Consider the following 22,443-nt stretch of genomic DNA (forward strand, 5'->3'; position numbering starts at 1 on the left):
GCCCCCTGACTAAGCAGGGTGGCTCAAGCGAGTCAACTCTAAAACTATAGGCTGGGACAGTGCCGGATCCGGGGTACATGGCAGGTAGGGCAGTGGTCGCGCCGAGAGGAAGCGCGCGGTGGGATGCGTCTGTGAGTGATGGAGAGACCATCTACACAGCGACACGACGGTTGCTGGTCGCTGGTCTGACAGAGTCCGGTGCGGCGTTCACCCCGAGTGATGCAGTATGGACAGCTGCCGCAGCCGAGGACTTACTCGAGCGAGTCACCGAGCCGAACACGGCGGCAGAAGGTCAGTTCATCGAGCGATTACGGGCCAAGCTGGTCGGGGCTTCGTCAGCGACGATCCAGTTGGCAGGAGAAATGGTGTACCTGCACCTGTTGGTGCCGGATGACGTCGGTGGCGAGACCAAGGCGAAACTTGTGGAGACGGTGCTGTCGGCGGACCCGAAGGCGGTGATGGTTCCGCCCGAGTTGACTGCGGCGCTGTTCAGTGGTTTCGCCCGGCCGGGTCCGGCCTACCGTGCCTACCGTGGATGGCAGTTGGCATGGCTGCTTCGGTTCGCGCTCGCGTGGAGGGCACTGGTGCCTGCGACACAGGAAGAGGCGTTACGCGATCCGTGGAGCTTCCGGCGCATCGCCGACTCGTTCCCTGTCGACAGGGCCTACAGTCAACGTAACGCGCTGTTGCACCTGGCGTTCCCTGGCACGTTCGAGGGGGTCGTGTCTCGCAGGCATAAGCGGCTGATCATCGATGCGTTCGCCGGGACCGGCGTCGAGGTCTCCGGCGATGACGACCGGGATCTCATCGCGGTGCGCGCCGCCGTGGAACGCCGTCACGGCGGCCGGGTCGACTTTTACGACCCCGAGTTGATGGCACGTTGGCATCCCGAGAAAGCACTATCACCTACGTCCGAAGCTGCGGGCCTGGTGCTTGCCGAGATCGTAGAAGAGGAGACTTCCGTGCTTCTCGAGCCCACAGCGGCCCTCGCTGCGGGGTTGTTCGTGGACCAGTCGTGGCTGTCGGAGACCGTGGATCTGTTGCGCGAGCAGAGACAGCTGATCCTGTACGGACCGCCTGGGACGGGCAAGACGTATCTGGCGCAGGAGCTGGCCCGGTTCCTCACTGCGGAGGTCGGCGGTGAACATCGGTTGGTCCAGTTCCACCCGTCGTATGCTTACGAGGACTTCTTCGAAGGGTTCCGTCCGCGCCGGGGTGAGGTGTCTGGCACCGTCGCGTTTGATCTCGAACCGGGGCCGTTGAGGCTGCTGGCTGATCGCGCCGCACAGGCACCGGACGTGCCCTTCGTGCTGATCATCGATGAGATCAACCGTGCCAACCTGGCGAAAGTCTTCGGAGAGCTGTACTTCCTCTTAGAGTACCGCGATCGGTCAGTACGGCTGCAGTACTCGCCGACCACCGACTTCAGGCTACCGTCGAATCTGTACGTCATCGGTACCATGAACACCGCCGATCGGTCGATCGCCTTGGTCGACTCCGCGATGCGACGCCGATTCGCGTGGCAAGGCCTCTTCCCCGGAGAACCACCCGTGGCCGACATGCTCCGCCGCTGGTTACACGCTCACGACCTGCCCGACGATCGCGCCGACCTGTTGGACGCGCTCAACGCCCGCATCGCCGAGCGAGACGCCGCCGTCGGCCCTTCGTACCTCATGAATCGGCGGGTCGGCACAGAACCTGGGCTCGCGCGCATCTGGAGACACCACATCCTGCCGCTGATGGAGGAGAGACACGTCGGTGAGGGCCTCGATATCGAAGCCCTGTATGGGCTGGCCGCGCTCCGTTCGGGCACAGGCAGAACAGCAACACGCCGCGAGGATGCACCGCCGCTGGAAGAGACTGGGGAACCGTCGCGGTGAGACTGCTGAGGCTCGCCGAGTATCAGAGCCGAGCCTTCCCACCGCTGAACCGTAGGACCGCCGAGATGCTGGCGGCCACCGGTGCCGTACGAGTGGCCGCGGACCTCGACGGACGGACAGTGCTCACCGCCTCCTCCCGCGTCGGCATCCTGCGATGCGGCGACATCCAGCTGCGCATCACTCCGAAGTTCCCGGTCCGGCGACTGCTCTGGCTTCTCGGATACGCGCACAACCCTCGGGGATGGCGCGAGGACGACATCATCGACCTCGCCGAGACCGACGACTTCGTGACAGCTCTCGCGATGTCCTTCTACGCCGCGACCCGTCGGGCTCTGACCCGGGGCGTGCTCCAGGGATACCACGCCATCGAGGAGACCCTCCCCGTACTGAAAGGCCGCTTACGCGAGGTCGACCAGATCCGACGCCGAGGCGGACTCGCGCTGCCCGTGGAGGTCCGATACGACGACTACACCATCGACATCCCCGAGAACCGCATCCTGCTCACCGCCGCTCTCCGACTGCTACGCATCCCGGGTCTTCCCGCCGCGACGTGCCGTGGAATCCGCACACTGGCGGCACTCTTGACTGGTGTGACTCCCCTGCCCGTCGGCGACGCCGTTCCGTGCCCTCCACCGAACCGGATGAACGACCGGTATCAGGGCGCACTGCGTCTCGCCCGGATCGTCCTCGCCGGCCACGGCATCGATCACGCACCAGGGACGGCATCCGCCGTCGGGTTCCTCTTCGACCTCGACACCGTCTTCGAACAGTGGCTCACCGCCGTTCTGCGGCATTCGCTACCAGCAGACCTAGGACGTCTTCGCGACCAGCCCGTCTATCACCTCGACACCGACGAACGTGTGCGCATCCGACCAGACCTGGTCTGGGAACGCCACGGCCGCCCCAACGCCGTACTCGACGCCAAGTACAAGCACACCACGCATTCCAACGCCCCACACGCCGACCTTTACCAGATGCTCGCCTACTGCACCGCCCTCCGGCTAGACGAAGGACATCTCGTCTACGCCTCCGGCACAGGCCCCAGCACCCACACAATCCCCGGCGGAGGAACCCGTATCCACCTCTGGGCCCTAGACCTCGCACTCCCCCGCCGCGAACTACTCGCCGACATTCACGCACTCGCAGTACGCATCACAAACGCGCAGTAACCCGACCCTCACTCGACCTGAATGTCAGAACATCCGCGGCGGACTTCACCCACGAGATCACTGGGCGGGATTATCTGTTCCAGACGATGCTCGATGAGGTTTCGGGCGGGGAAGGTATCGGACAATATCCGCGCTCAGAACGGGCATCGCTCCTCCGGCAGATGGGGGCGAATCGCCCGAAGCATCCATGCCGTGCGAGGGGATCGATTCGGCCCCGTGGCTGGCCCTGGGTTCGACACCTGGGCCGAGGCTGTCACAGCGTTCTTCGCTGATCTCGCGGCCGATCTGGACGACGCCGGTCTCGATTCGGCCGACGTGCACGAGGTGCTGGCCGCAGTGGACAAGCACCAGGCGGTGTTGAACGAGGTACCAGAGCCGCGTCGGCTGCATGGTGATCTGTGGACGGTCAACGTGATGATGGCGTCTCATGCGCTGAAGCCCACGATCACCGGGGTTTTCGCGATGGTATTCGATCAGATCGTGGGCTGGCTGCGGCGTCAGGGTCACGACGTTCCGCCCCGGCCGTTGCCCGGGTGGCTCCGGTCCTCTGGTGACACGGTGAGTTCATAACCGAAACGCCTGATGAGTTCACCGCACGAAGTGGCTGAAAGTCGACGCAAAGCCCGCCTACCGCTAGCAGCGCTGGCCGCTGGCGTTCCGGTGACCTCACCGACTTCCGGAGTACGGCATCATGCTACGAGCGCTCCACCTCAAGTATCCTGATCAAGGCAGCAGTTCAAAGCAACGATGGCCGCCCTGGCCTCGAGCTCAGAGCGCTGGAGCAGCGCAGCAAGCACTCGACGGAACGACAGGCAGGCGTCGGAGAACATGGCATTTCTGGGCAAGACCAAACGGGCGGTCCAACAGTTCCCGTCGCCGGAGGAGTTGTATCTCAGCGGTACTCTGCCGCGGACCACGGCCGCTGTCGACTCGCTCTGGTTGCATCAGGGCGACGTTATTCGTGCCTACGCCGAGGACCATCAAGACACTCCAGACCTCGCGCTGGAACTGCCGACGGGTACAGGCAAGACGCTGCCGGGCTTGCTCATCGGGGAGTGGGTGCGGCGGAAGGCCTTGGGGCCAGTAATCTACGCGACGCCGACCAAGCAGCTCGCGCGTCAGGTGGCGGCAACGGCCGAGCGCGAGGGTATTCCGGTCGCGGTCCCTGACCGGAAGCGCCAAGCACTGGGATCCGGCGGATGAGGCGTCGGTCGAGGGCGGCGAGGCGATCGGGCTCGCGACCTACAGTGCTGTCTTCAACAGCAGTCCGAAGCTTCCCGATCCCCGACTGGTGATCTTCGACGACGCCCACGCGGGTGAGCAGTTCGTCGGGAACGAGTACGGCATAAGTATCCGTCGCTACGACGACGAGGATGCGTACAACCAAGTGTTGGAGGCGCTGAAGCCGTTCCTGTCCGGTCTCCTCATCCAGCGTCTCGAAGGCGAGCCCGACCCCGGCGCGCACCACCAGGTACGCCTGATCCTGCCCGCAGTTGACCAGACGGCACTGAGCAAGCTCGACGCCGCCTTGGCGGATCTGCCCAAACCTCAATCGTACAAGCTCGCCATGATCCGGTCGGGCCTGGCAGCCTGCTGTGTTTACCTATCATACGGCGGCATCCAGATCCGTCCGATGATCCCGCCGACGTACGAAAACCACATCTTCGCTCGCACCAGGCAACGCATCTACCTGTCGGCGACTCTCGGCTCGGGCGGCGAGTTGGAACGTGCCTTCGGGCGACGAGAGATCGTGCGGATGCCGCTTCCTACCAAGACGCCTCCGCGCTCTGGCCGGCGATTATTTGTCTTCCCTGACCTGGTCAAAGGTGGGGATGCGGTCGGCCTGACCAAGCAGATCATCAGCCTCACCGACAAGGCGCTCGTACTGAGCCAGGCGACTGTCACCAACACCGAAGCGGCAGCCAAGGTGCTGGCCGGCGATGGCGTGCCGGTCATGGGACGAGACGATCTAGAGCGGCAGGGTCTGGAGTCTTTCGCCGAGGCTTCGACTGGGGTGCTAGGTCTGGCCAACCGCTACAACGGACTCGATCTGCCCGGTGATGCCTGCCGGATTGTTGTCCTCGATGGTAAGCCGGATGCTGTCGGGCTGCAGGAGCGGTTCCTGAGCGAGCGGGCAGAGGCCAACGCCGCCCTAGCCGAGCGCCTTCGGTCCCGCATCGTGCAGGGCGCCGGCCGCTGCACCCGTGGCCCGAACGACTACGCAGTGGTGGTCGTGCTTGGTTCGGACATCATGAAGTATTTCTCTCGACCCGAAAACCTCAAGGCGCTCGAACTTGAGTTGCAGGCCGAGGTCGAGTTCGGTTGGCAGAACAGCAAGGGCGTCGACCCTGACGAGGTTATTGAGAACGTCGAGATGTTCCTTGACCACGGTGCCCACTGGCGTGAGCAAGGTGAGCCAGCGGTAGCCGAGTTCCGACACGACGCCGTCAAGGTCGAGCCACCAGGAACTGACGCTCTCGGCAAGGCTGCTGCGCTGGAGGTTGAGGCGTGGCAGCTGGCCTTCGGCGGCGACTGGATTGGCGCGAGCGAGAAGCTTCAGGAAGCGGTGCCGCATGTCGGTCCGGCTGCGACGCGAGGCTACCGTGGTCTGCTGGTGTACCTGGCTGGTCTGTGGTTGCACCTTGGTGCCCAGGACGAGACCCAACGGTCACGTGCCCGACAGCTTGTTCGAGAGGCCGCTCTCGCCGCTAATCGCGGCACCTGGCTCAAGGAGATGCGGGAGCTTCCGGGCGCCGAGGCGGTCCCGCTCGTCCCCAGGGACATCGTGGCAGTGAACCAAGTCGTCGCCCGCCTGCGCGGCCAACTCAAGCCGAAGCAGATCAACGCTGCCCTCATCGAGATGCAGGAAGCTATCGCGCATGATGAGGCAACCCGGTACGAACGCGGCCTGACGACTCTAGGATCGTTCCTCGGGGCCGAGGCTTCCAAGCCGAAGGGTCGAGGTCGCTGCGACTCTGCCTGGGTGTGGGGCACCGCCATGTGGATGACCATTGAGGCCAAGTCGGAGGAGCATGACGACGGCCTGCTTCCGCTCAAGGATGTTCGCCAGGCCAACACCCAGCTTGACCAGCTGGCGGCGGACCGAGGGATGGATCACCCGCCGGCGGCCAGCCCAGCGATCATCGTGTCGGACAAGTTGTCGGTAGACCCGCAGCACGCTCAGGCGGCGAACCCGAACGTCTACCTGGCCTCGACCGGAGTCGTTAAAGAGATCGCCAGCGATGCGGCCGTCGTCTGGGCTGACCTGCTGATGACCGCAGTCGGAATCGCCTCCGAGCACGCTCAGCGGCAGCACGTCAGGTCTGTCATGACTGAGAACGGCTGCCTACCGAGCCAGGTAATCGATCGGCTCACGCAGAACCGGATCAGGCCCGGCGACTGATGGAGCGGAACCATTCAGTGCCGAACTCTGGTGCTACGGTCGCTGACATCTTCACCACGCCGTGCGCAGGCACGTGCCTTGGAGCGCATCGCGACGACCGCTGCGCAGATCGGCGGCCTTGAGTAGGTCCGTATTGCTCGCTCGGCGACGTTGCCCTGTTGATTGTTGCCCCCCTCCTCGAGTCTGAGCTCTTCACAGCGCAAAGTGTCAAGCACGTCTTCGCATGCGCCAGCCGTTCTTTCGTTACGTCCGCCTTCCCGGTGTCGCCCTGCTCGTTAGGGTGCTGGAGGCAATCCGTAGTGATTGTGAGGAAGCCACGCCCGCTGCACGGCCTCCGAATCGTCAACGTGGGTAGGCGCAGCAGTTTGTCCCAGCGCCGGGCGGTAATGGACAGCCTCACAGTGCCATCGCCCATCGGTGTCCGCAGGTGGGCCGCTACCGTCCCCGCACATGATGACTCCCGCGGCCGGGCGAGGTTGGGCGGCACTAGACCTGGTCGCCGAGGCCATCGCCCGAGTGCGCTCCACCGATGCGACCGACACGGAGGCCGCGCTGCTCGCGGCGTGGCACGGCTTCGCCACCGCCGAAGCCGCAGGCTGGTTCCTGGCCCGAAACAGCCTGGACGACGCCACGCTGGCCCGTAACGCCAGTCATCTCATGGCCGCCGTCGCCGATCGGCTGCGTGAGGCGCCGTCCCTGCCTTACCTCGACCCGCTGGCCGAGACCGTCGACGGCCTGATCCGGAGCGGCTTCCAGATTCCCGTGGACAACCGCGCGATCGTCCACCACGAACCGGACCAGCCTGCGGACGACTCTGCGGCGGGGATTGTGCGCCGTGCAGTCCTGGCGCTCGCCCTGGAACTGAACATGTTGCTACCCCACACCGCCGAACACGCCGACAGCCCAGCCGACCGGGTTGCCTGCGAGCACGGCACCCGCCTGGCCAACGAGCTCGGGCGCTGCTGGGAGGGCAGGCTGGACAGCTTCCTCAACAGCCACCGCGATCTGCGCACGCCCGGCCAGCCACGCCATCTGCCCGGCACGAGCACTAGGCGCAAGCACGCGATGAAGCGCGCCTGACCGATGCGGCCGACAGACCGGCTCGTCCTCATCGACCTGGAGAACGTGGTCGGCTTCCGACCCAAGGCCCGCACGCTGCGAGCACGCGTCACCGCCCTACTCGATGCGGCCGAACCTCACCATCACGCCGTGGCCGCCTACGCCACCGACGGCCTCGATGACGACTCCACCGCCTCGACACTCGCCAGCCTGGGCGTCGCACCCCTACTTGCGCTGCCCGGTCCGGACGCCGCAGAGACGATGCTGCTGGTCCATGCGAGGCGGATGCAGGCCGAGGGATGCGTGCTCTTCACCGTCTGCTCCGGCGACCACGCTTTCGCCGCACTGACCGACAGTGAGGTCGCCCGCGTCGAAGTCCTGGTCTGGGAGGGCCAACCCGTCTCGACCAAGCTCGCCGAGGCCGCCGGCAACGTGCGCACATTGCCCCGGCCCGGCGCTGTCACTTCTGCAAGCCGAGCACCAGCTCACCTCACCGCGCCCGCGGATCCGGATCCGGATCCGGATCCCATGCCACGCCAACACATCCGTCACATCAGCGCGAAGCTGCCGGACGTGGTCACAGGATTCTTCATCGGTGTCGGCATCGCGGTGGGACACCGCCTCACAAGTCTCCTCTTCCCTAGCCGCCCCCGTCATCGTCATCCCACCAGGTGATCTCCGATGTCCTCTGCGATGTCCAGCGGGCCCACGTCGCACGCATGCAAGGACCCAAACACACAGGTCAAGGCATATTGTTATCCCGTCCGCCCAACAACATCGCCAAGCACGGATCAGTTTGAGACCAAGCTTGGACCAAATCGTCCTGTTGTATACCCATTCGTACGCATGTGTACGGAGGCCGAGAGACGACATAGTGAGTTTGGTCAGCGGCGGCACACCCGATTCATCAGGCGAGGCGGTGAGGGAAGGTCCGATCAGGCCTGGGGGTGCAGCCTGGCGGGGTCGCGGGGCTCCAGCACGGTTCCAGGTTGTGTATGACTTGGAAGGCGTTCTATATGGATCAATCGACGGTATTGGTTGCACTGGAAAGTGCTACTCCGCAAGAGGCCCTGGCCGCGCTTTCTCGCGGCCCGCGGTCAATCGAGTGTCCGGATCTTGGTAGTGGACGGCTGGTGTTCCCTCGTTACAAGGAGGTTCGCCACCTGCTGCGGGACCCATATTTCCTCTGTGCGCCGACTGCGGCTGGAATGCTCGCCGCAGTGGGGCCCAGAACCCGACAAGTGTTAGGATCGGTCGCTTCGTGGGTGCTCTATGCCGATCCACCTCTGCATTCCAGGTTGCGTGGTCTCCTGGCCAAGGTCTTCGCCCCTCGACGGATCGTCGCCCTGCAGGCTGCCATCGCGTCGCATGCGGACGAGCTGGTCGCCGGTTTCATCGCCCGGGGAGGAGGCGACGCGGTCACGGAACTCGCGCAACCATTACCGGTAAGTACAATCAGCGCTTTGCTGTCGGTTCCCGAAGCTGATCAGAGTAAAGTCAGGGCATGGTCTGATGACGTGGTATTGATCACAGAGCCGAAACTGACCGTAGCTCAGGAACACCAGGCGGCCACGGGTTGGAGCCGACTGTCGGAGTATTTCGACGACCTTATGGGTCAGCGTCGTGTCCGGCCGGGTGCGGACATCGTATCCGGACTAGTCCACGCGGATAATGGTGACCGCCTGACGGACGAGGAGATCATTGCCAACTGCATCGCTCTGCTCGTCGGAGGCCATGAGACGACCAGCAGTCTCCTATCGAGCCTGCTTTTGGCGGCCGCCTCGCACGCCGAGCATCGGGATGCCGTCGTTGGCAGTGAGACCCACGCCGCCCAGTTCGTCGAGGAGGTCTTGCGGCTGTATGGACCTTCGAAGATCACTGCCCGCGTTCCCCGTGAGGACACTGATGTGTTAGGTGTGCCAGTTGCGGCGGGGCAGCGGCTCATTCTGCTTCAGGCGTCAGCCAATCGTGATCCGGAGATCTTCGATGCACCTGAGGAGTTCCGTCCTGAGCGGCGCCCAAATCCTCACCTTGGATTCGGGTATGGCTCACATGCCTGTTTCGGAGCGATGCTAGCCCGGATGCAGGCTGTCGCGCTCCTGCGAGCATTCATGCATGAGTCACACAAGCTCACCATTGACACCGCCAGCGTGGTGTGGAAGCCCTCGCAGGTGTTGCGAACCGCAGCCCGCTTACCGGTGTCCGTGGTGCCTACACCGCGAGGTGCCAGGTGATCCTGACTGGACCATTCATCGAACAGGAACTCGCCGCAGGACGGATCGTCATCGATCCGTTCAACCCGGACGCAGTCAACCCCAACAGCTACAACTACCGGCTCGGTGCTCATATCAAGCGCTTCGATATGGACTCCGGCACATTTGAGAGCGTGTCGCTTCCGGAGGACGGGCATGTCCTGGTCCCGCGCCAGACGTATCTCGGGCACACGACCGAGGTCATCGGCAGCCAGACCTACGCCATGTCGCTGATCGGGCGCAGTTCGATGGGACGCCTGGGTCTGTTCCTGCAGGTCTCGGCGGACCTGGGGCACACGACGTCCTGCCACCGCTGGACCTTGGAAATTGTCGCCGCCCGCCGCATCCGGCTCTACCCCGGGATGGTCGTCGGCCAGGTCTCGTTCTGGTGCAATACCGGTCAGCTCGTCCCCACCACCCCGTTGTACGCCACTTTCAATGACCCGAGCGAATCGCGAATCGGAGCACCCACGTGATTCTCACCGGACAAGAGATCGCGAACCAAGTCGACCAGAATCGCATCACAATCTCGCCCTACGCACGATCCCGCTGTACCACCAACTCCTACGACCTCGCCCTCGGTCGACGGCTGGTGTACTACACCGAGGAGGTACTCGACCCCCGCCGCGAACCCGGGTACGAGGTGCGCGAGATCCCCGATGAGGGCTACGTCCTCGACCAGGGAGAGTTCGTGCTCGCCGAGACCGTCGAGCGGTTCGGCAGCGATCACTACGTGCCGGAGATACACGCCAAGTCCGGGACCGCGCGCTTGGGCCTGTTCGTCCATGTCACCGCCGACCTGATCGACCTCGGCTTTGTTGGACAGTCGACGCTGCAGCTGTACGCCACATTGCCGGTGCGGATTTGGCCTGGGATGCTGATCGCCCAGGTGACGTTCTGGGTTCCCAAAGGGCGAATCAGGTTGTACGGGGGGAAGTACCAACACGCGGACGGCCCGCAGATCTCCCGCAGCTATGAGGACCACCCGGGAGGGGTAGCCCGTGACTGACCGACCCGACACGGGCTTCGCGCGCATTCAGCGTCGCGCCGCCTGTTTGTTCGCGCCCAACGCGCGCATCGAATCCGCGGCGCCCTTCCACGGGGCGCGAGCCCGCGAGGCCGGTGTGGCGGCGGCCGCCGTGCTCGGCGCGTTTGCCGCGCGCATCGAGGCCGACCAGCTCGACGGGCTGATGATCGAGCTGACACGGGGTCACCACGGTGACTGCCTGGCCGCACTCGCGGCCACCACCCGAGAGGTCCTTACCGGGCTCCTGGAAGAGAACGATGCGACAGGTGGGGAACTGGCCAGCGCGGGTTCAGAGCACTGGTGGCTGCGGCTGCATGGAACGCGGTGGTTCGTGCTGACCTTCGCACCCTGCTACGCGGTGACCTCCCCCCGTCATACCTTCGGCTCGTCATCAACGTTCATCGTGTTGCAACCGGTGGAGTCGTTCGACCGGCACGCCACTCCACGGGGTGGCCTGATCTCCGACGCTGTCCGGCAGCGGATTCGGCGGGCATACGCGACTCGGGGATGCGAGTACGACGGCGATCTGGCTCAGCAGGGCGTCGAGGCCTTGAAATTCGTGTGGCCCCGCCACCTTGGAGAGGCCCCCGTCCGGTGGTGGCCTTCCCCTGCACGCAGCGAACCGGCCACGTCGTGACCCCGAATTCCGATTACACCCTCGTCGCCCAGCAGATCGCCACTGTCCATGCTGCCGCACAGCCGACGACCTGGGACGCACCCCGTGAGCTGTTGCGCGCGGCAACGGCACTCTTCACCACCGGCGAGCCGCCTAGCGGTGTCGATAACCTTCTTGCGGGTCTCGCCCAGCTGCTCGCGCAGGGTCCCTTCACGGCTGTCGGTCTACACGCGGCGATCCCATCGGCGCCCCTCCCGCCGAGCCTGCGCCCGGCGAGGCCGACGGGACCGCCGGAGGAGGACGTCCTGCGGCACGCCCTGGCCCTCGCCGAGTCTCCCAGCACTCTGCCGTGGCCGAATGGGCCAGCGGACCCGGTCCGTCTCACGGCGGCCCTGCGAGCGCTGGGTGGTCGGATCCCCTGCCGCATGGTGGCGATGCGGACAGTGGCCGTGGCCTATCTCTTGGAACAGTTCAGCACGGCGTCGGAGGATGAGCGGCGCTGGCGGTCGCGCCGGATCGCGTGGCTTCTTGATCCCCGGGTCAGCGACATCGAGACGCTCCTCCTCGAGCTCACCGGCCCCGGCGACCCCCTCGTGGCTCCCGTGAGGACATCCACACGGAGGTGGTCCGAGCCCGTGTCGGATCGTCCGCTGCCATTATCTGGGTGGTCGCACCAGCAGGCCGTGGACGGAGTGCTGTGTCTGGCTGGCCGGATCGGATCGGTTCGCGGCCACCGCCGGCTGGTGTTCGCCGACTTGTGGTGGGAGGGCGCCTGCGTCCAACTGGCGCTGGAGGGAGAACACACCACGAGGGTGCGCGCGGGTGATCTGGTGTCGATTCGAGGGACCGGCGGGCGAAGCCGTACCGGCCACCCGACGGTCTTCGTCACTCATCTCGACCGACACTGCCCCGGAGCAATACCAGCCCAGCCCCCGGCGGTGGGCATCAGCTCGACGGTGACCGCGATCCGCAGGTACCTGGGTACCCAAGGATTCGCGGAAATGATCACGCCTGTTCTGTCCGACGGTTACTTCGGCGGGGCCGCCCGACCGTTCACTACCTGGGCCGCCGCCGCCGAGCGTCGGCAGTACCTGCGCGTCACGACGGAGCTGGCGTTGCTGGAAGTGATCGCATCGGGCCGAAGCCGGTGCTACGAGATCGGTCCATCCTTCCGCAACGAGGGCCTGCGGGGTCAGTCGGCCAAAGAATTTCTCATGTTCGAGGCGTACTCGGCGGATCTCGATCGTGACGGGATGGTCGACTGCATGCTCGAGCTGATCCGGACCGTGGCTGCCTACCCGGCCCCGGTGCGCAGGATGTCGTTCGACGAGGCGTTCCTGGAGGTCTGCGGGGTCGATCCGCAGGATGTCGTTGCGCTTAGTGCGCTCGCGGCCGAGCACATCCCGATCACCGCGTCCCGTACTGGTGATCCGGACATCTTGGCGCGGCGGTTGTGGCGCACCGCGCTACGCGCCCGATTGCCAGGTCTGGTCGCCCTGGACGCGATCCCCGGTCCGGCGTCGCCGCTCATCGCCGGAACTGGGCGGGCTGCCGCCCGCGTGTGGCTGTACGCCCAGGGCGTCGAGCTGGCCGAGATCAGCCGTAACGAATGCGATCCTCGCAAGCTCGCCGAGGCGTTCCGGCACCAGTTCGCCAGCGACCCGCACGCCGTGCACCGTGACTGCCGGCAGGTGGTCGCACTGTTTGAGGGCGGAGTACCGCCGTGTGTCGGGGTCGGCATGAGCATCAGCCGCCTGGCCCAACTCACCCGTGACACGGCGCCGAAGCTCACCGATTCGCCCTACCAACAGGAGCTGACCCGATGACTGCATCACGAACGCAGGGAGACGCTGGTGAGCACGCTGCGTGGCTATCGGGCAACCAGGCGATGTGGGACGCGCGCGTGCCACTACACACCGCCAGCGACTGGTATGACGTGGACGGGTTCCGACGCGGCGAACTCGCCCTGGATGATCTGGAGCGTTCGGGGGTCGGCGATGTTCGAGGGCGGTCCCTACTGCACCTGCAATGCCACATCGGGTTAGGGACGCTGTCCTGGACGCGGCTGGGCGCCGACGCCACCGGCGTCGACTTCTCCGGCGAAGCCATCATTCAGGCACGGGCGTTGGCCAAAGACCTTGGCCTTCCCACCCGGTTCGAGCGGGCCGAGGTGTCCTCGTGTCGGCTGAACCGAACATTCGATGTGTGTTTCACCTCCTGGGGCGTGCTGATGTGGCTGCCCGACCTCGCGGCGTGGGCCCGCACCATCGCCGTCCACCTGCATCCAGGAGGTGAATTCTTCCTTGCCGAGGGGCATCCACACTTGTTCATCTGGGACGACGTGCGCGACGGAGCCGGGTACCTCCCGCGCAATCCTTACTTTGCTCACCAGCAGCCCGTCATCGACTCCGAGGCCAGCACCTATGTTGATCCCAGCATGAGTATCGGCCTCCCCCAATACCGCTGGAACCATCCGCTATCCGAAGTCGTGACGGCCGTCGCCGCTGCGGGGCTGCGGATCACCGAATTGACTGAGCACTCTCGTCTGCCCTGGCAGCCGTTGTCGTGGATGGTTCCCGACCAGGATCCTGGCTGGTGGCGGATCGACCGGGATCCGTTTCCACTGAGCTTCACCCTCAAAGCTGTCAAGGAGAAACGGTGACCACGCCTTCCTTATCTCCCCATTCCTGGCCGTTGTCGGTGATTCCGCGTACCGCGCAGGAAGTCTGGGCGGCCTGCTACCCCGACTTCGTGGCCATGGTCAATCAGACCAACGTCATGCCTGGCGCCTTCACCACGCTCAACACGTGGGCTCTCCAATCCCGGATGGACCACAACTCCACAATCCTGGATGTTGCGTGCACCACCGGCTTCTCCTCCCGTGAACTAGCCCGCCTCACTGGATGCCGCGCGACCGGATTCGACCTGTCGGCCGATGCTGTCGCGTTGGCGCGCTACAACCATCATTCCACCGACCCGAGCCTGGATCTGGAGTACGTGCAGGCCGACGGCACGACCTATGCCTCGTCCCGCCGGTTCAGCCACATCGTCGTGGGCGCGGCCCTGGGGTTCTTCCTCGACCCCGCAGGCATGGCCACCCGCCTGACCGGCCAGCTCGACGACGGCGGCTACTTGTTGGCCTCGCCGTTCTGGAGTGCAGCGCCGCTGTCGCCCGAGGTCGCGGTCATACGTCGGGAGGTTTTTGGGATCAGCAGTCCCATGGAGACCCGTGCGGAGGCACTGGCGATGTTCGCTGGCCTCGACCTCCTTTACCAGGCAGACCACTTGCTGATCCCGGAAAGCGACGCGGATATCGAGCACTACTGCGTATCGACGATCGACCGGGCATGTTCGCAGTCCGGTGTGGAGGACTCTTCAGTGCGTGCGGCGATGCTCGCGCGCCTGCGATCGATCAAACATGCGACCAACCGGCTACGGGAACACCAACGCTATTCGGTGCTCGTTCTACGCTACGACGCGAGCACCTGTCCTCGACGGTTCGTCGAACTGTTTTAGGCGACCACGGTGAGCCTCGTGTACCGCAAGGAACGTAGTTGATGTTGCTGTTCGTGAACGGCCCCTTCGGTGTAGGGAAGACGACCACCGTCAATCTGCTGGCCCAGGACCTGCCGGAAGCACTGGTCATCGACCCGGAGAAGGTCGGCCACATGCTGTGGTCACAACTGCCGGAGCCATTGCGGGCTGAGGAGTTCGAGCTGGAGCCGGTCTGGCCTGTCGTGACCCGATGCCTCTTGGACCAGACGGCACGCACGTATGGCCGGACCATACTGGTGCCGATGACGATCGCACGGCCGACGGTGTTCGATCAGATCGTGGGCTGGCTGCGGCGCCAGGGTCACGACGTTCTCCACGTCACGTTGCTGGCTGCCGCAGCCACCATCCGAGACCGCCTTCGTGCCCGGGGCGAGCGTCCCGATCGATGGGGCGAACTGAGCTGGGAAGGGCTGCAAGTCGAGCGGTGCCTCACCAGCCTGGGCGGACCGATGTTCGCCACTCACCTGCACACCGACGGCCGCAGCCCTCGCAGTGTGGCCGACGGGATCCTCGCTCTGAAGGCACTTGGCTCGCACCGCACCAACGCCGTCGACACGTGACCGAGGTTGTGGGAAGCCCTGATCCCGTCCCGCAGCGGTCTGGTTAGGCTCCGGACAGCAGTGTTCGGATACGGTCCGGTCCCAGGGCCAGCAATAGCGTGGGCAGCCGCGGTCCGGTGTCGCGGCCAACCAGCAGCGTGTACAGCAACGAGAACAGCGCCCGTTGCGCCGCCTTCAGCTCCGGGGTGGGTGGTGCGTCCAGGGGCAGTTGGGCTTGCAACTTCGGCACGCCGTAGACCAGGGTGGTCAGCCCGGTCACCGACCAGTCCTCGCCGAGTCGGTCCAGTAGCAGCTTGATCGCCTCCCGCTCGCTGGGTGCGAGCTGCTCCAGACGTTCACGGTCGGGCTCGGTGCGCACCTGGGTGCGATCCTCGACGGCGACGTGCCCGGTCACCCAGTTGTAGGCCCGATCGAGCCTGGGACGGGCCTGGTCCAGGCTCCCCAGGGGCTCGTCTGCGGTGAAGTCCCGCAGGATGCGTCGGGTTTGTTCCTCGTCGCCGGTGGTGATGTCCACGACGGAGGCCAGGGTGCGGAACGGGAGGACCCGTTCGGTACTCGGGAGGGCTCGGGTCGCCGTTGCGACCGACCGCGCCCGGACTGCCTGCTCGACTGGTTCGGCGGTGCCGTCGGCGACGCGGCGGCCGACGGCATCCCATTCGTCGTAGAGCCGGTTGACTTCCTGGTCGAAGGCGATGGTGATTGCTTGGTTGGGCTTGCGACGCGCATAGACCCAGCGCAGCAGCGGTGCCTCCAGGATCCGCAGTGCATCATCGGGGGTCGGTGCTCCGCCCGCCGATCCGCTCATCTTGGCGGACCCGCTGATTCCCACGAAGGAATAGCCGAGGTACGCGGGAGGCTGGCCGTCGAATACCTCGCGCACGAGTTGCGAGCCCACGGTGAAGCTCGAACCGGGAGAGGAGTGATCGACGCCGGCGGCCTCGAACGTCACGCCTTCGAAGGCCCACCGCATCGGCCAGTCGGCCTTCCAGACCAGCTTCCCGCCGTCCTTCTGGCGGAGGTTGAACCCGTCGGCATGCCCACACACACAGGCATAGCTGATCTCCGTGCTGACCTCGTCAAAAGAGGTGACGGTGGTGGTGTCGCGGCCGCAGGCCGAGCAGTACGGCTTGTACGGGTAGTAGTCGCGGCCCGTGCTGTACTCGTCCCCGTCCTCAGCATCGGTGACCTCGGTCTTCTTGGCCGTGCGGTAGCGGCCAAGAATCCCATCGATCGTGGCGCGACTCCGCATGGCGTGAATGATCTGCTCGCGGTAGACGCCCGACCTGTACATCTCGGTCTGGCTGATCTCCACTACGTCCACGCCGAGTTCGGCCAGCGCGGTACGGAAAGGGCTCTTGAAATGCTCGGCCCAGTTGGCGTGTTCGCCGCACGGGTCCGGTACTGCGGTCAGCGGGCGTCCGATGTGTTCGGCGAACGACGCGGGCAGGCCTGCCGGAACCTTGCGAAGCCGGTCGTAGTCGTCCCACGACAGCAGGTGCTTGCACTCGATCCCGCGCCGCTGGAGCTCGTCGGCGACGAAATGCGGGACCATGATCTCGCGCAGGTTTCCCAGGTGAATGGGGCCGGACGGGCTGATACCGGACGCACAGACGAGCGGCGTGTCCGGCCTACGGCGTTTGCCTTCGGCGATGACCTGGTCTGCTGCTGCGACCACCCAATCGCCTTGCTTCCCGCCAGCCACGTTCTGCCTCCTGGTGCTGTCTTCAGTGGAACCGGGCAAGGATACCGGGGGTGGGGCGTGGTGGAATCGGAGGCATCAGGTGCCGTCCGGCCCCAACGCAGGTGTTCGAGACGAGATGTCGACAGCGGCACATAAGAATATCGTGGCGTTGGCGAAGACCGAAAACCCTGCGTGGCGACGGGTCCAGAACGTCATCCAGTTCGTCAACCAACGTGCCCGCCCACGCCGCCGAAGGTAGACGTGGTGTGTAATCGCGTCACCTTGGCCGACGGTCGTGTCGTGGGCGGAACGCGGCTGCTGCGAGGTGAGGACGCCCACTGCGCCGCGACCGAGATGGCCTCTCGGATCGCCGCACGAGGTGGGGACACCTCCCGCATCATCACCGCGGGCGACCTGATCTACGTCGCGAGCGCGACGGAAGCCGACCGCACGGCGACTTTCCACAGCGCCATGGCACTGCTCGCCGAACCCCACGACACTCCGGCCGCTGCGGTGACCGCCTGGTCGGACGCGGCGTACCTTCTCTACCAGGCACCCCGTAGAAAGCGAGGCGGCGACGCCACCGTGCGCACATTCCTTATCGCCGCAGGCACCGCGCTACTGGGCTACCCACCCGTTCTCATGCACGACATCGACCTCAACGCCTACACCCGACCAGCCGGGCAGTTCGTGAACCAGTTACGAGCCATCCAACACAACGCCCCGGAGCACATCGCACCCTGAGTCGTCCGGCAACTGGAGCCTGCTACTCACGCCCGCAGTCGGCCGAGCACGTCCGTCATCTGCTCGTACGTCTCCGGCACTGCGTCAGCGTTTCCAACCGGTGCCGCTCCAAACGGATAGCCCCGATGTGCTTGGCCAGGTAGAACAGCGACCGTCGAGCCGCAGCGGCCGTGGACGGTCGAGGCCCGTAGGCTTCCCAGAAAGCGTCGCGTTCAGTGCCGGGTTTCTTGGCCGCCATGAACACCGACCAATCGGACTCAGGATCCCCCCAGGACGTTCGGTCATTGCGGCCGTGCGATCGTCATCGGCACCAGTATGGTCCGGCCATACGTGCGTGCCGTCTGGTCCAAGAGGCATCGGGTCACGACAGGCCAGACCGGCTCCAGCTCGAACTCCTCAGCCCGCAATGGCTCCGGCAGTTGTGACCACAGCATGTGGCCGACCTTCTCCGGGTCGATGACCAGTGCTTCCGGCAGGTCCTGGGCCAGCAGATTGACGGTGGTCGTCTTCCCTACACCGAAGGGGCCGTTCACGAACAGCAACATCAACTACGTTCCTTGCGGTACACGAGGCTCACCGTGGTCGCCTAAAACAGTTCGACGAACCGTCGAGGACAGGTGCTCGCGTGGCTGGATCGGCAGCTGCGGTCGATGACGGAGCATTCGAAAACGGAGATGAGGCGATATCCTGCCCACACTGCGGAGTTAGGCGAGTACTGTGCGCGAGGAAGGGGATGGGAGGGGTACACGCGATGACAGCACGGCCTGTCACCCCGCTTGCTGCTGCTCGCGAGGCCGCCGGTTATACCCAGGAGAATCTCGCCGTGGCTCTGGGAGTTGAGCGGACCACTATCGGACGCTGGGACCGTGGGAGCCAGTTGCCTCAGCCCTGGCAGCGGCACGGCCTCGCCACCGCTCTACAGATTTCACTCGATGCACTTGATGACCTGTTGCGGCGCACCGTTCGGCGACCTGCGGCCGACACGAGTACGGCCCAGGACTCGTCTGTGTCGAGCCCGGTGACGAATGCAGCGGGGCGGATGGTTCACCGGAACCAATCGGTACCCGAGGTCGACGTCATCCATGCTGGCATCCCGCGCCTGCGCCGTGCGCTTGACCGGTTGGACCTGCCCGACGACGGACCGACCAGGTCTCCGGACAACCTGCGCAGCGAGATCATCCGGGCCAGCGACGATCGGCTGCAATCTCGTTATGGCGGTCTCGCCCGCCGCCTCCCCGGCCTCATCGCCGAACTCGCCCGCGCCGGTCAGTTGGGTGACACGGCAGGTCGGCGCGACGCCGCCGCCCTGTTGACCTTGGCCTTGCGGGCTGCTGACGGCGTTGCATTCAAGGCTGGCTACCTGGACTTGTCCGCCCGGCTGATAGACATGATGCGCTCGACTGCTCAGATCGCCGAGGACCCGCTGTTGCTGGCTGTCGTGGCGTACGTCCGCACCGAAAGCTTCTTTGCCACCGGCGACCTGGACACCGCCGCCCGCGCTCTCGACGTTGCCACTGACCACGTGCCCGATCTCGACCAGATCTCCTCGTCGGCCGCGTTCGGTGCTCTGCACATGCGCGCTGCGGTGGTGGCTGGTCGAGCGGGCAAGGCTGACGTGGCGACCGAGCATCTGCGTGAGGCTAGTCGCGCTGCGGTTGGCGTGCCGGAGGGCATCTACCTGGGCACCGCGTTCGGGCCGGCTTCCCTGCGCATACACGAACTCGCGGTCGCCGTTGAATTACGAGATCCACTGGGTATCGAACGTGCGGCGTCCTGGCATCCGCCCGACGAGCTCCCAGCCGAGCGCCGCTCCCATTATTTCATCGATCTAGCCCGTGCCCAGCTCGACCTCGGTTACCACGATGACGCTTACCTGTGCCTTCAGACCGCTCGGCAGGCCGCGCCCGAACACGTTCGCACTCACCCGCAGGTCCGTCAGTCCCTGTCAACATTGCTGCGCACTCACAACGCGCCCAGTACTGGCCTGCTCGACCTCGCGGCGTGGGCCCGCGCTCGTTGATCCGCCAACCACCAGCCGCTCACCGGGAGAACAGCAGACCTGGCAGGTCATGGATCGAATCGATCACCCACTCCGCATCGCGACGTACCAGCGGATCGTCAGCCCACAGGTACCCCCATGGACCGCGCCGAATCAACGCCGTGCGGAACCCCGCTGCCCTCGCAGCCACGACGTCGTTATCCCGGTGGTCACCGACGTACACCGTCTCGCCCGGCCCGTCGGGCACCATCTGGGCGGCGCGGGTGAAGAATTCGGGCGAGGGTTTGGCGGCTCCCCATTCCCCGGAGGTCGCGATGCAGTCCACCGGCAACTCCAGCGCACGCAACAGCTCAGCTGCGCGAGCCGTCTGATTGCCTGCCACCCCGATCCACAAGCCACGTGCTCGCAGAGCGGCCAAGCCGGGCCGCACATCGCTGTAGAGGTCACAGTCCTCGATGCGCTCACCGAGACCAGCCTCCTCGCGCAGCGCCCGTTCGCGCGCGACGTCGAAGCCGGGCTTGAAGTACTCGAACGTCTCGGCGTTGTCCCGGCCAGCGGCGGTAACTGCACCCAACACTGTCGAGAACGTATGGCGGGGAACGCCGATCCAGTCGGACCACGCACCCCACTCCCGCGAATCGTCCAGCAACGTCTCGCCCACGTCGAACAACACCGCAGTCACCATGCTCATACTCCTACGTTCCATACATACCGTGAGGGACCCGAGCAACAGGCAGGCCGCACCCCGAACTGCCAGCTCGCCGTAGGACAGCAGCCGGAAGACTGGCCGATCCGGAGCTGCAGAAGTCCGCCGTTGGGCTCCACACGGGTCCGGGTGGCTCGTGATCACCTCGCCTCTTACCTAGTGAGGTGGGTGGTGTCGTTGTGGTTCAGCAAGGTCCAGCGCCAGCCGGCTTCGGGGCGGGTCCAGGCGAGTGGTTGTTGTTCCCAGCGGGTGATGCTGGCGTAGTGCACGGCGAACGCGGTGTTCGCGCGGAGGCTAGCGGCCAGATTGAGGAACAGGTGGGCTGCGGCGGTGACGGTTTCGCCGTGCCCGATGATCAACACGGTGCCCTCGGTGTGCCGGTGGAGGATGTCGCACAAGGTCGCATTGGCACGTCGGAGATAGGCGGACCAGGGTTCGGCGCCGGGCGCGATGGGCTGGTCGGGATGGTGGGCGGGGATGCGTCCGAATGCGGCCACGACTTCGGTCCATGATTTTCCGTCGGCGTCGCCGTAGTCGGGTTCGCGCAGATCGTCCAGAGTGGTGATGGACAGCCCAAGGCTGTGGCCGATGATGTCGGCCGTCTCACGCGCCCGTCGAAGCGGGGTGGTGTAAGCGGCGGTGATCGGGGTTTGGGCGTGGTCGATGCGCAGCCTGTCGGCCAGCTGATGGGCCTGCTGGTAGCCGTGGTCGGTGAGACCGGTGCAGCCCCGCGGGCCGCCGATGATGCCATGGACGTTGCAGTGGGCTTCTCCGTGCCGAGCCAAGGTCAATCGGGTCGGTTTCATACCTTCCTCCGCCGGTCGGCGTCGAGCACGTGCTGGTATATCGCCAGGCATCGCGCTGCGTGGGTAGCACCGGTGAACTGCTCGGCACGAGCATTGGCGCAGCGAGCGACGTTCACCGAGACAACGCCATGGCCGACGATGCTGTCCAGTGCGGTCGCCATGAGCTCCGGATCGCCGGTGGGCACGATCCGGCCTGCGTCGCCGACGAGTTCAGCCAGGTTCGCGACGTCGGTCGCCACTACGGGGACGGCGTGGGCGAGGTAGTCGGCGATGGCACCACTGCCTTGAAAACTAGGGTGCGACCGGTAAGGGAACACCCCGGCCGCGCTAGCCCGGACAAGTGCGGACCGATCGGCCGGGCCGAGGTAACCAGGTACCACGACCAGCTCGCCAGTACCGACCCGAATCGGCCCCTTCACGAAGGCACCCAGGTCGACACCAGCCTGCTCGGGCTGATTCCAGAGATCTCCAGCCAGTACAACGCGCGCCGGCACGCGCATCCGCTCGAGCACGGAGCGGAGCAGGCTCGCGTCCTTCCACGGTGCGGCGTAACCGTAGAGGCTGATCACCGGTATCCCCGGCGGTGTGTCCAGGGCTGCGGCGAGCGCCGGCCGGGCATTGGGTGAAGTTCCGATCGGGATCGTGGTAGGCAGCCAGGCAACCCCGCCAGGAACATCGTCGGGCACCGTGCCGGCCAGTTGGTGGCGCGCATACTGTCCGAAGAATACGTAGCCGTCGAGGGTGCGGATTGCCTCTTGAACGACGCTGTTCCAGCGTCGATCGGGTACGTGCTCGTGTAACAGGGTCGGGGCAAGGGTGTGCACGTGGTACACCACCGGCGGGTCGGGGCGGTCAACCCGTCGATCTGCCCAGAACGCGGGGACGAGCTGTTCGATCTCCAGGTTACCGAAGTGCAGCGACACCAGGTCGTAGCTGTCCAGATCGACCTGGTCGGCGTGGGCACGTGCTTCGGTGAGCATCCTCTC

At 65.4% G+C, this 22,443-nt stretch carries 22 protein-coding genes; 17 read left to right on the forward strand and 5 right to left on the reverse strand.

The features are described 5' to 3' along the window. Positions 1-131: 131 nt before the first annotated feature. The 15 genes from UA75_RS16355 (at position 132) to UA75_RS16425 (ending at position 15,521) form a co-directional block, all read left to right on the forward strand. Positions 132-1,880: an McrB family protein gene (locus tag UA75_RS16355; RefSeq protein WP_232251071.1), complete on the forward strand. Its 1,749-nt coding sequence runs from the start codon at positions 132-134 to the stop codon at positions 1,878-1,880. Continuing rightward, positions 1,877-3,049: an McrC family protein gene (locus UA75_RS16360; RefSeq protein WP_075740980.1), complete on the forward strand. Its 1,173-nt coding sequence runs from the start codon at positions 1,877-1,879 to the stop codon at positions 3,047-3,049. The genes UA75_RS16355 and UA75_RS16360 overlap by 4 nt, the downstream gene beginning before the upstream one ends. Before the next feature lie 93 nt (positions 3,050-3,142). Next, positions 3,143-3,619 (forward strand): phosphotransferase, encoded by a 477-nt coding sequence (locus UA75_RS32925; protein ID WP_232251233.1) that lies wholly within the window; start codon positions 3,143-3,145, stop codon positions 3,617-3,619. A 258-nt stretch (positions 3,620-3,877) separates the two neighbouring features. Then, the gene (locus UA75_RS16370; protein WP_075740982.1) at positions 3,878-4,252 is read left to right on the forward strand and encodes a DEAD/DEAH box helicase family protein; all 375 of its coding nucleotides are present in this window, start codon (positions 3,878-3,880) and stop codon (positions 4,250-4,252) included. 88 nt (positions 4,253-4,340) lie between these two features. Beyond that, on the forward strand, positions 4,341-6,452 hold the full coding sequence (locus UA75_RS16375; protein ID WP_075740983.1) for a hypothetical protein: 2,112 nt from the start codon (positions 4,341-4,343) through the stop codon (positions 6,450-6,452). Positions 6,453-6,902: 450 nt separating this feature from the next. Beyond that, positions 6,903-7,532 carry a hypothetical protein gene (locus tag UA75_RS16380; protein ID WP_075740984.1) on the forward strand — a complete coding sequence of 210 codons (630 nt, stop codon included), beginning with the start codon at positions 6,903-6,905 and terminating at the stop codon, positions 7,530-7,532. 129 nt (positions 7,533-7,661) lie between these two features. Beyond that, entirely contained in the window at positions 7,662-8,186 is a 525-nt protein-coding gene (locus UA75_RS16385; RefSeq protein WP_157434230.1) for a hypothetical protein, read from the forward strand. 341 nt (positions 8,187-8,527) lie between these two features. After that, entirely contained in the window at positions 8,528-9,745 is a 1,218-nt protein-coding gene (locus UA75_RS31845; protein ID WP_198044150.1) for a cytochrome P450, read from the forward strand. Beyond that, positions 9,742-10,239: a dCTP deaminase domain-containing protein gene (locus UA75_RS16395; RefSeq protein ID WP_075740987.1), complete on the forward strand. Its 498-nt coding sequence runs from the start codon at positions 9,742-9,744 to the stop codon at positions 10,237-10,239. The genes UA75_RS31845 and UA75_RS16395 overlap by 4 nt, the downstream gene beginning before the upstream one ends. Next, positions 10,236-10,772 carry a dCTP deaminase gene (gene dcd, locus UA75_RS16400; RefSeq protein WP_075740988.1) on the forward strand — a complete coding sequence of 179 codons (537 nt, stop codon included), beginning with the start codon at positions 10,236-10,238 and terminating at the stop codon, positions 10,770-10,772. The genes UA75_RS16395 and dcd overlap by 4 nt, the downstream gene beginning before the upstream one ends. After that, entirely contained in the window at positions 10,765-11,427 is a 663-nt protein-coding gene (locus UA75_RS33915) for a YqcI/YcgG family protein (protein WP_075740989.1), read from the forward strand. The genes dcd and UA75_RS33915 overlap by 8 nt, the downstream gene beginning before the upstream one ends. Beyond that, a complete protein-coding gene (locus UA75_RS16410; protein ID WP_198044151.1) occupies positions 11,424-13,232 on the forward strand; it encodes an amino acid--tRNA ligase-related protein in 1,809 nt (602 codons plus the stop codon). The genes UA75_RS33915 and UA75_RS16410 overlap by 4 nt, the downstream gene beginning before the upstream one ends. Next, on the forward strand, positions 13,229-14,068 hold the full coding sequence (locus UA75_RS16415) for a class I SAM-dependent methyltransferase (RefSeq protein WP_075740991.1): 840 nt from the start codon (positions 13,229-13,231) through the stop codon (positions 14,066-14,068). The genes UA75_RS16410 and UA75_RS16415 overlap by 4 nt, the downstream gene beginning before the upstream one ends. Beyond that, positions 14,065-14,922, forward strand: coding sequence for a class I SAM-dependent methyltransferase (locus UA75_RS16420; RefSeq protein WP_157434232.1), 858 nt, complete (start codon positions 14,065-14,067; stop codon positions 14,920-14,922). The genes UA75_RS16415 and UA75_RS16420 overlap by 4 nt, the downstream gene beginning before the upstream one ends. Positions 14,923-14,963: 41 nt before the next feature. Continuing rightward, on the forward strand, positions 14,964-15,521 hold the full coding sequence (locus UA75_RS16425) for an AAA family ATPase (protein WP_075740993.1): 558 nt from the start codon (positions 14,964-14,966) through the stop codon (positions 15,519-15,521). Positions 15,522-15,564: 43 nt separating this feature from the next. Here the strand turns inward: UA75_RS16425 and lysS are convergent, their stop codons facing one another. Then, entirely contained in the window at positions 15,565-17,196 is a 1,632-nt protein-coding gene (gene lysS, locus UA75_RS16430) for a lysine--tRNA ligase (RefSeq protein WP_232251073.1), read from the reverse strand. 306 nt (positions 17,197-17,502) lie between these two features. Between lysS and UA75_RS16435 the strand changes: the two genes are divergently transcribed. Next, positions 17,503-17,946, forward strand: a complete 444-nt coding sequence (locus UA75_RS16435; protein ID WP_157434233.1) for a hypothetical protein — start codon at positions 17,503-17,505, stop codon at positions 17,944-17,946. A 281-nt stretch (positions 17,947-18,227) separates the two neighbouring features. Here UA75_RS16435 and UA75_RS16440 read toward each other — a convergent pair whose 3' ends face one another. Then, entirely contained in the window at positions 18,228-18,491 is a 264-nt protein-coding gene (locus tag UA75_RS16440; protein ID WP_075740996.1) for an ATP-binding protein, read from the reverse strand. A 206-nt stretch (positions 18,492-18,697) separates the two neighbouring features. Here UA75_RS16440 and UA75_RS16445 point away from each other — a divergent pair, with 206 nt between their 5' ends. Next, a complete protein-coding gene (locus UA75_RS16445) occupies positions 18,698-19,966 on the forward strand; it encodes a helix-turn-helix domain-containing protein (RefSeq protein WP_075740997.1) in 1,269 nt (422 codons plus the stop codon). Between the two features lie 19 nt (positions 19,967-19,985). Here the strand turns inward: UA75_RS16445 and UA75_RS16450 are convergent, their stop codons facing one another. The 3 genes from UA75_RS16450 to UA75_RS16460 all read right to left on the reverse strand — a co-directional run bounded on the left by UA75_RS16450 (position 19,986) and on the right by UA75_RS16460 (position 22,437). Beyond that, positions 19,986-20,630 carry an HAD family hydrolase gene (locus tag UA75_RS16450; protein ID WP_075743880.1) on the reverse strand — a complete coding sequence of 215 codons (645 nt, stop codon included), beginning with the start codon at positions 20,628-20,630 and terminating at the stop codon, positions 19,986-19,988. 173 nt (positions 20,631-20,803) lie between these two features. Continuing rightward, entirely contained in the window at positions 20,804-21,457 is a 654-nt protein-coding gene (locus UA75_RS16455) for a histidine phosphatase family protein (protein ID WP_075740998.1), read from the reverse strand. Beyond that, positions 21,454-22,437, reverse strand: coding sequence for a glycosyltransferase (locus tag UA75_RS16460; RefSeq protein WP_198044152.1), 984 nt, complete (start codon positions 22,435-22,437; stop codon positions 21,454-21,456). The genes UA75_RS16455 and UA75_RS16460 overlap by 4 nt, the downstream gene beginning before the upstream one ends. Positions 22,438-22,443 lie beyond the last annotated feature (6 nt).

Source organism: Actinoalloteichus sp. GBA129-24, assembly GCF_001941645.1.
Lineage (GTDB): Bacteria > Actinomycetota > Actinomycetes > Mycobacteriales > Pseudonocardiaceae > Actinoalloteichus_A > Actinoalloteichus_A fjordicus.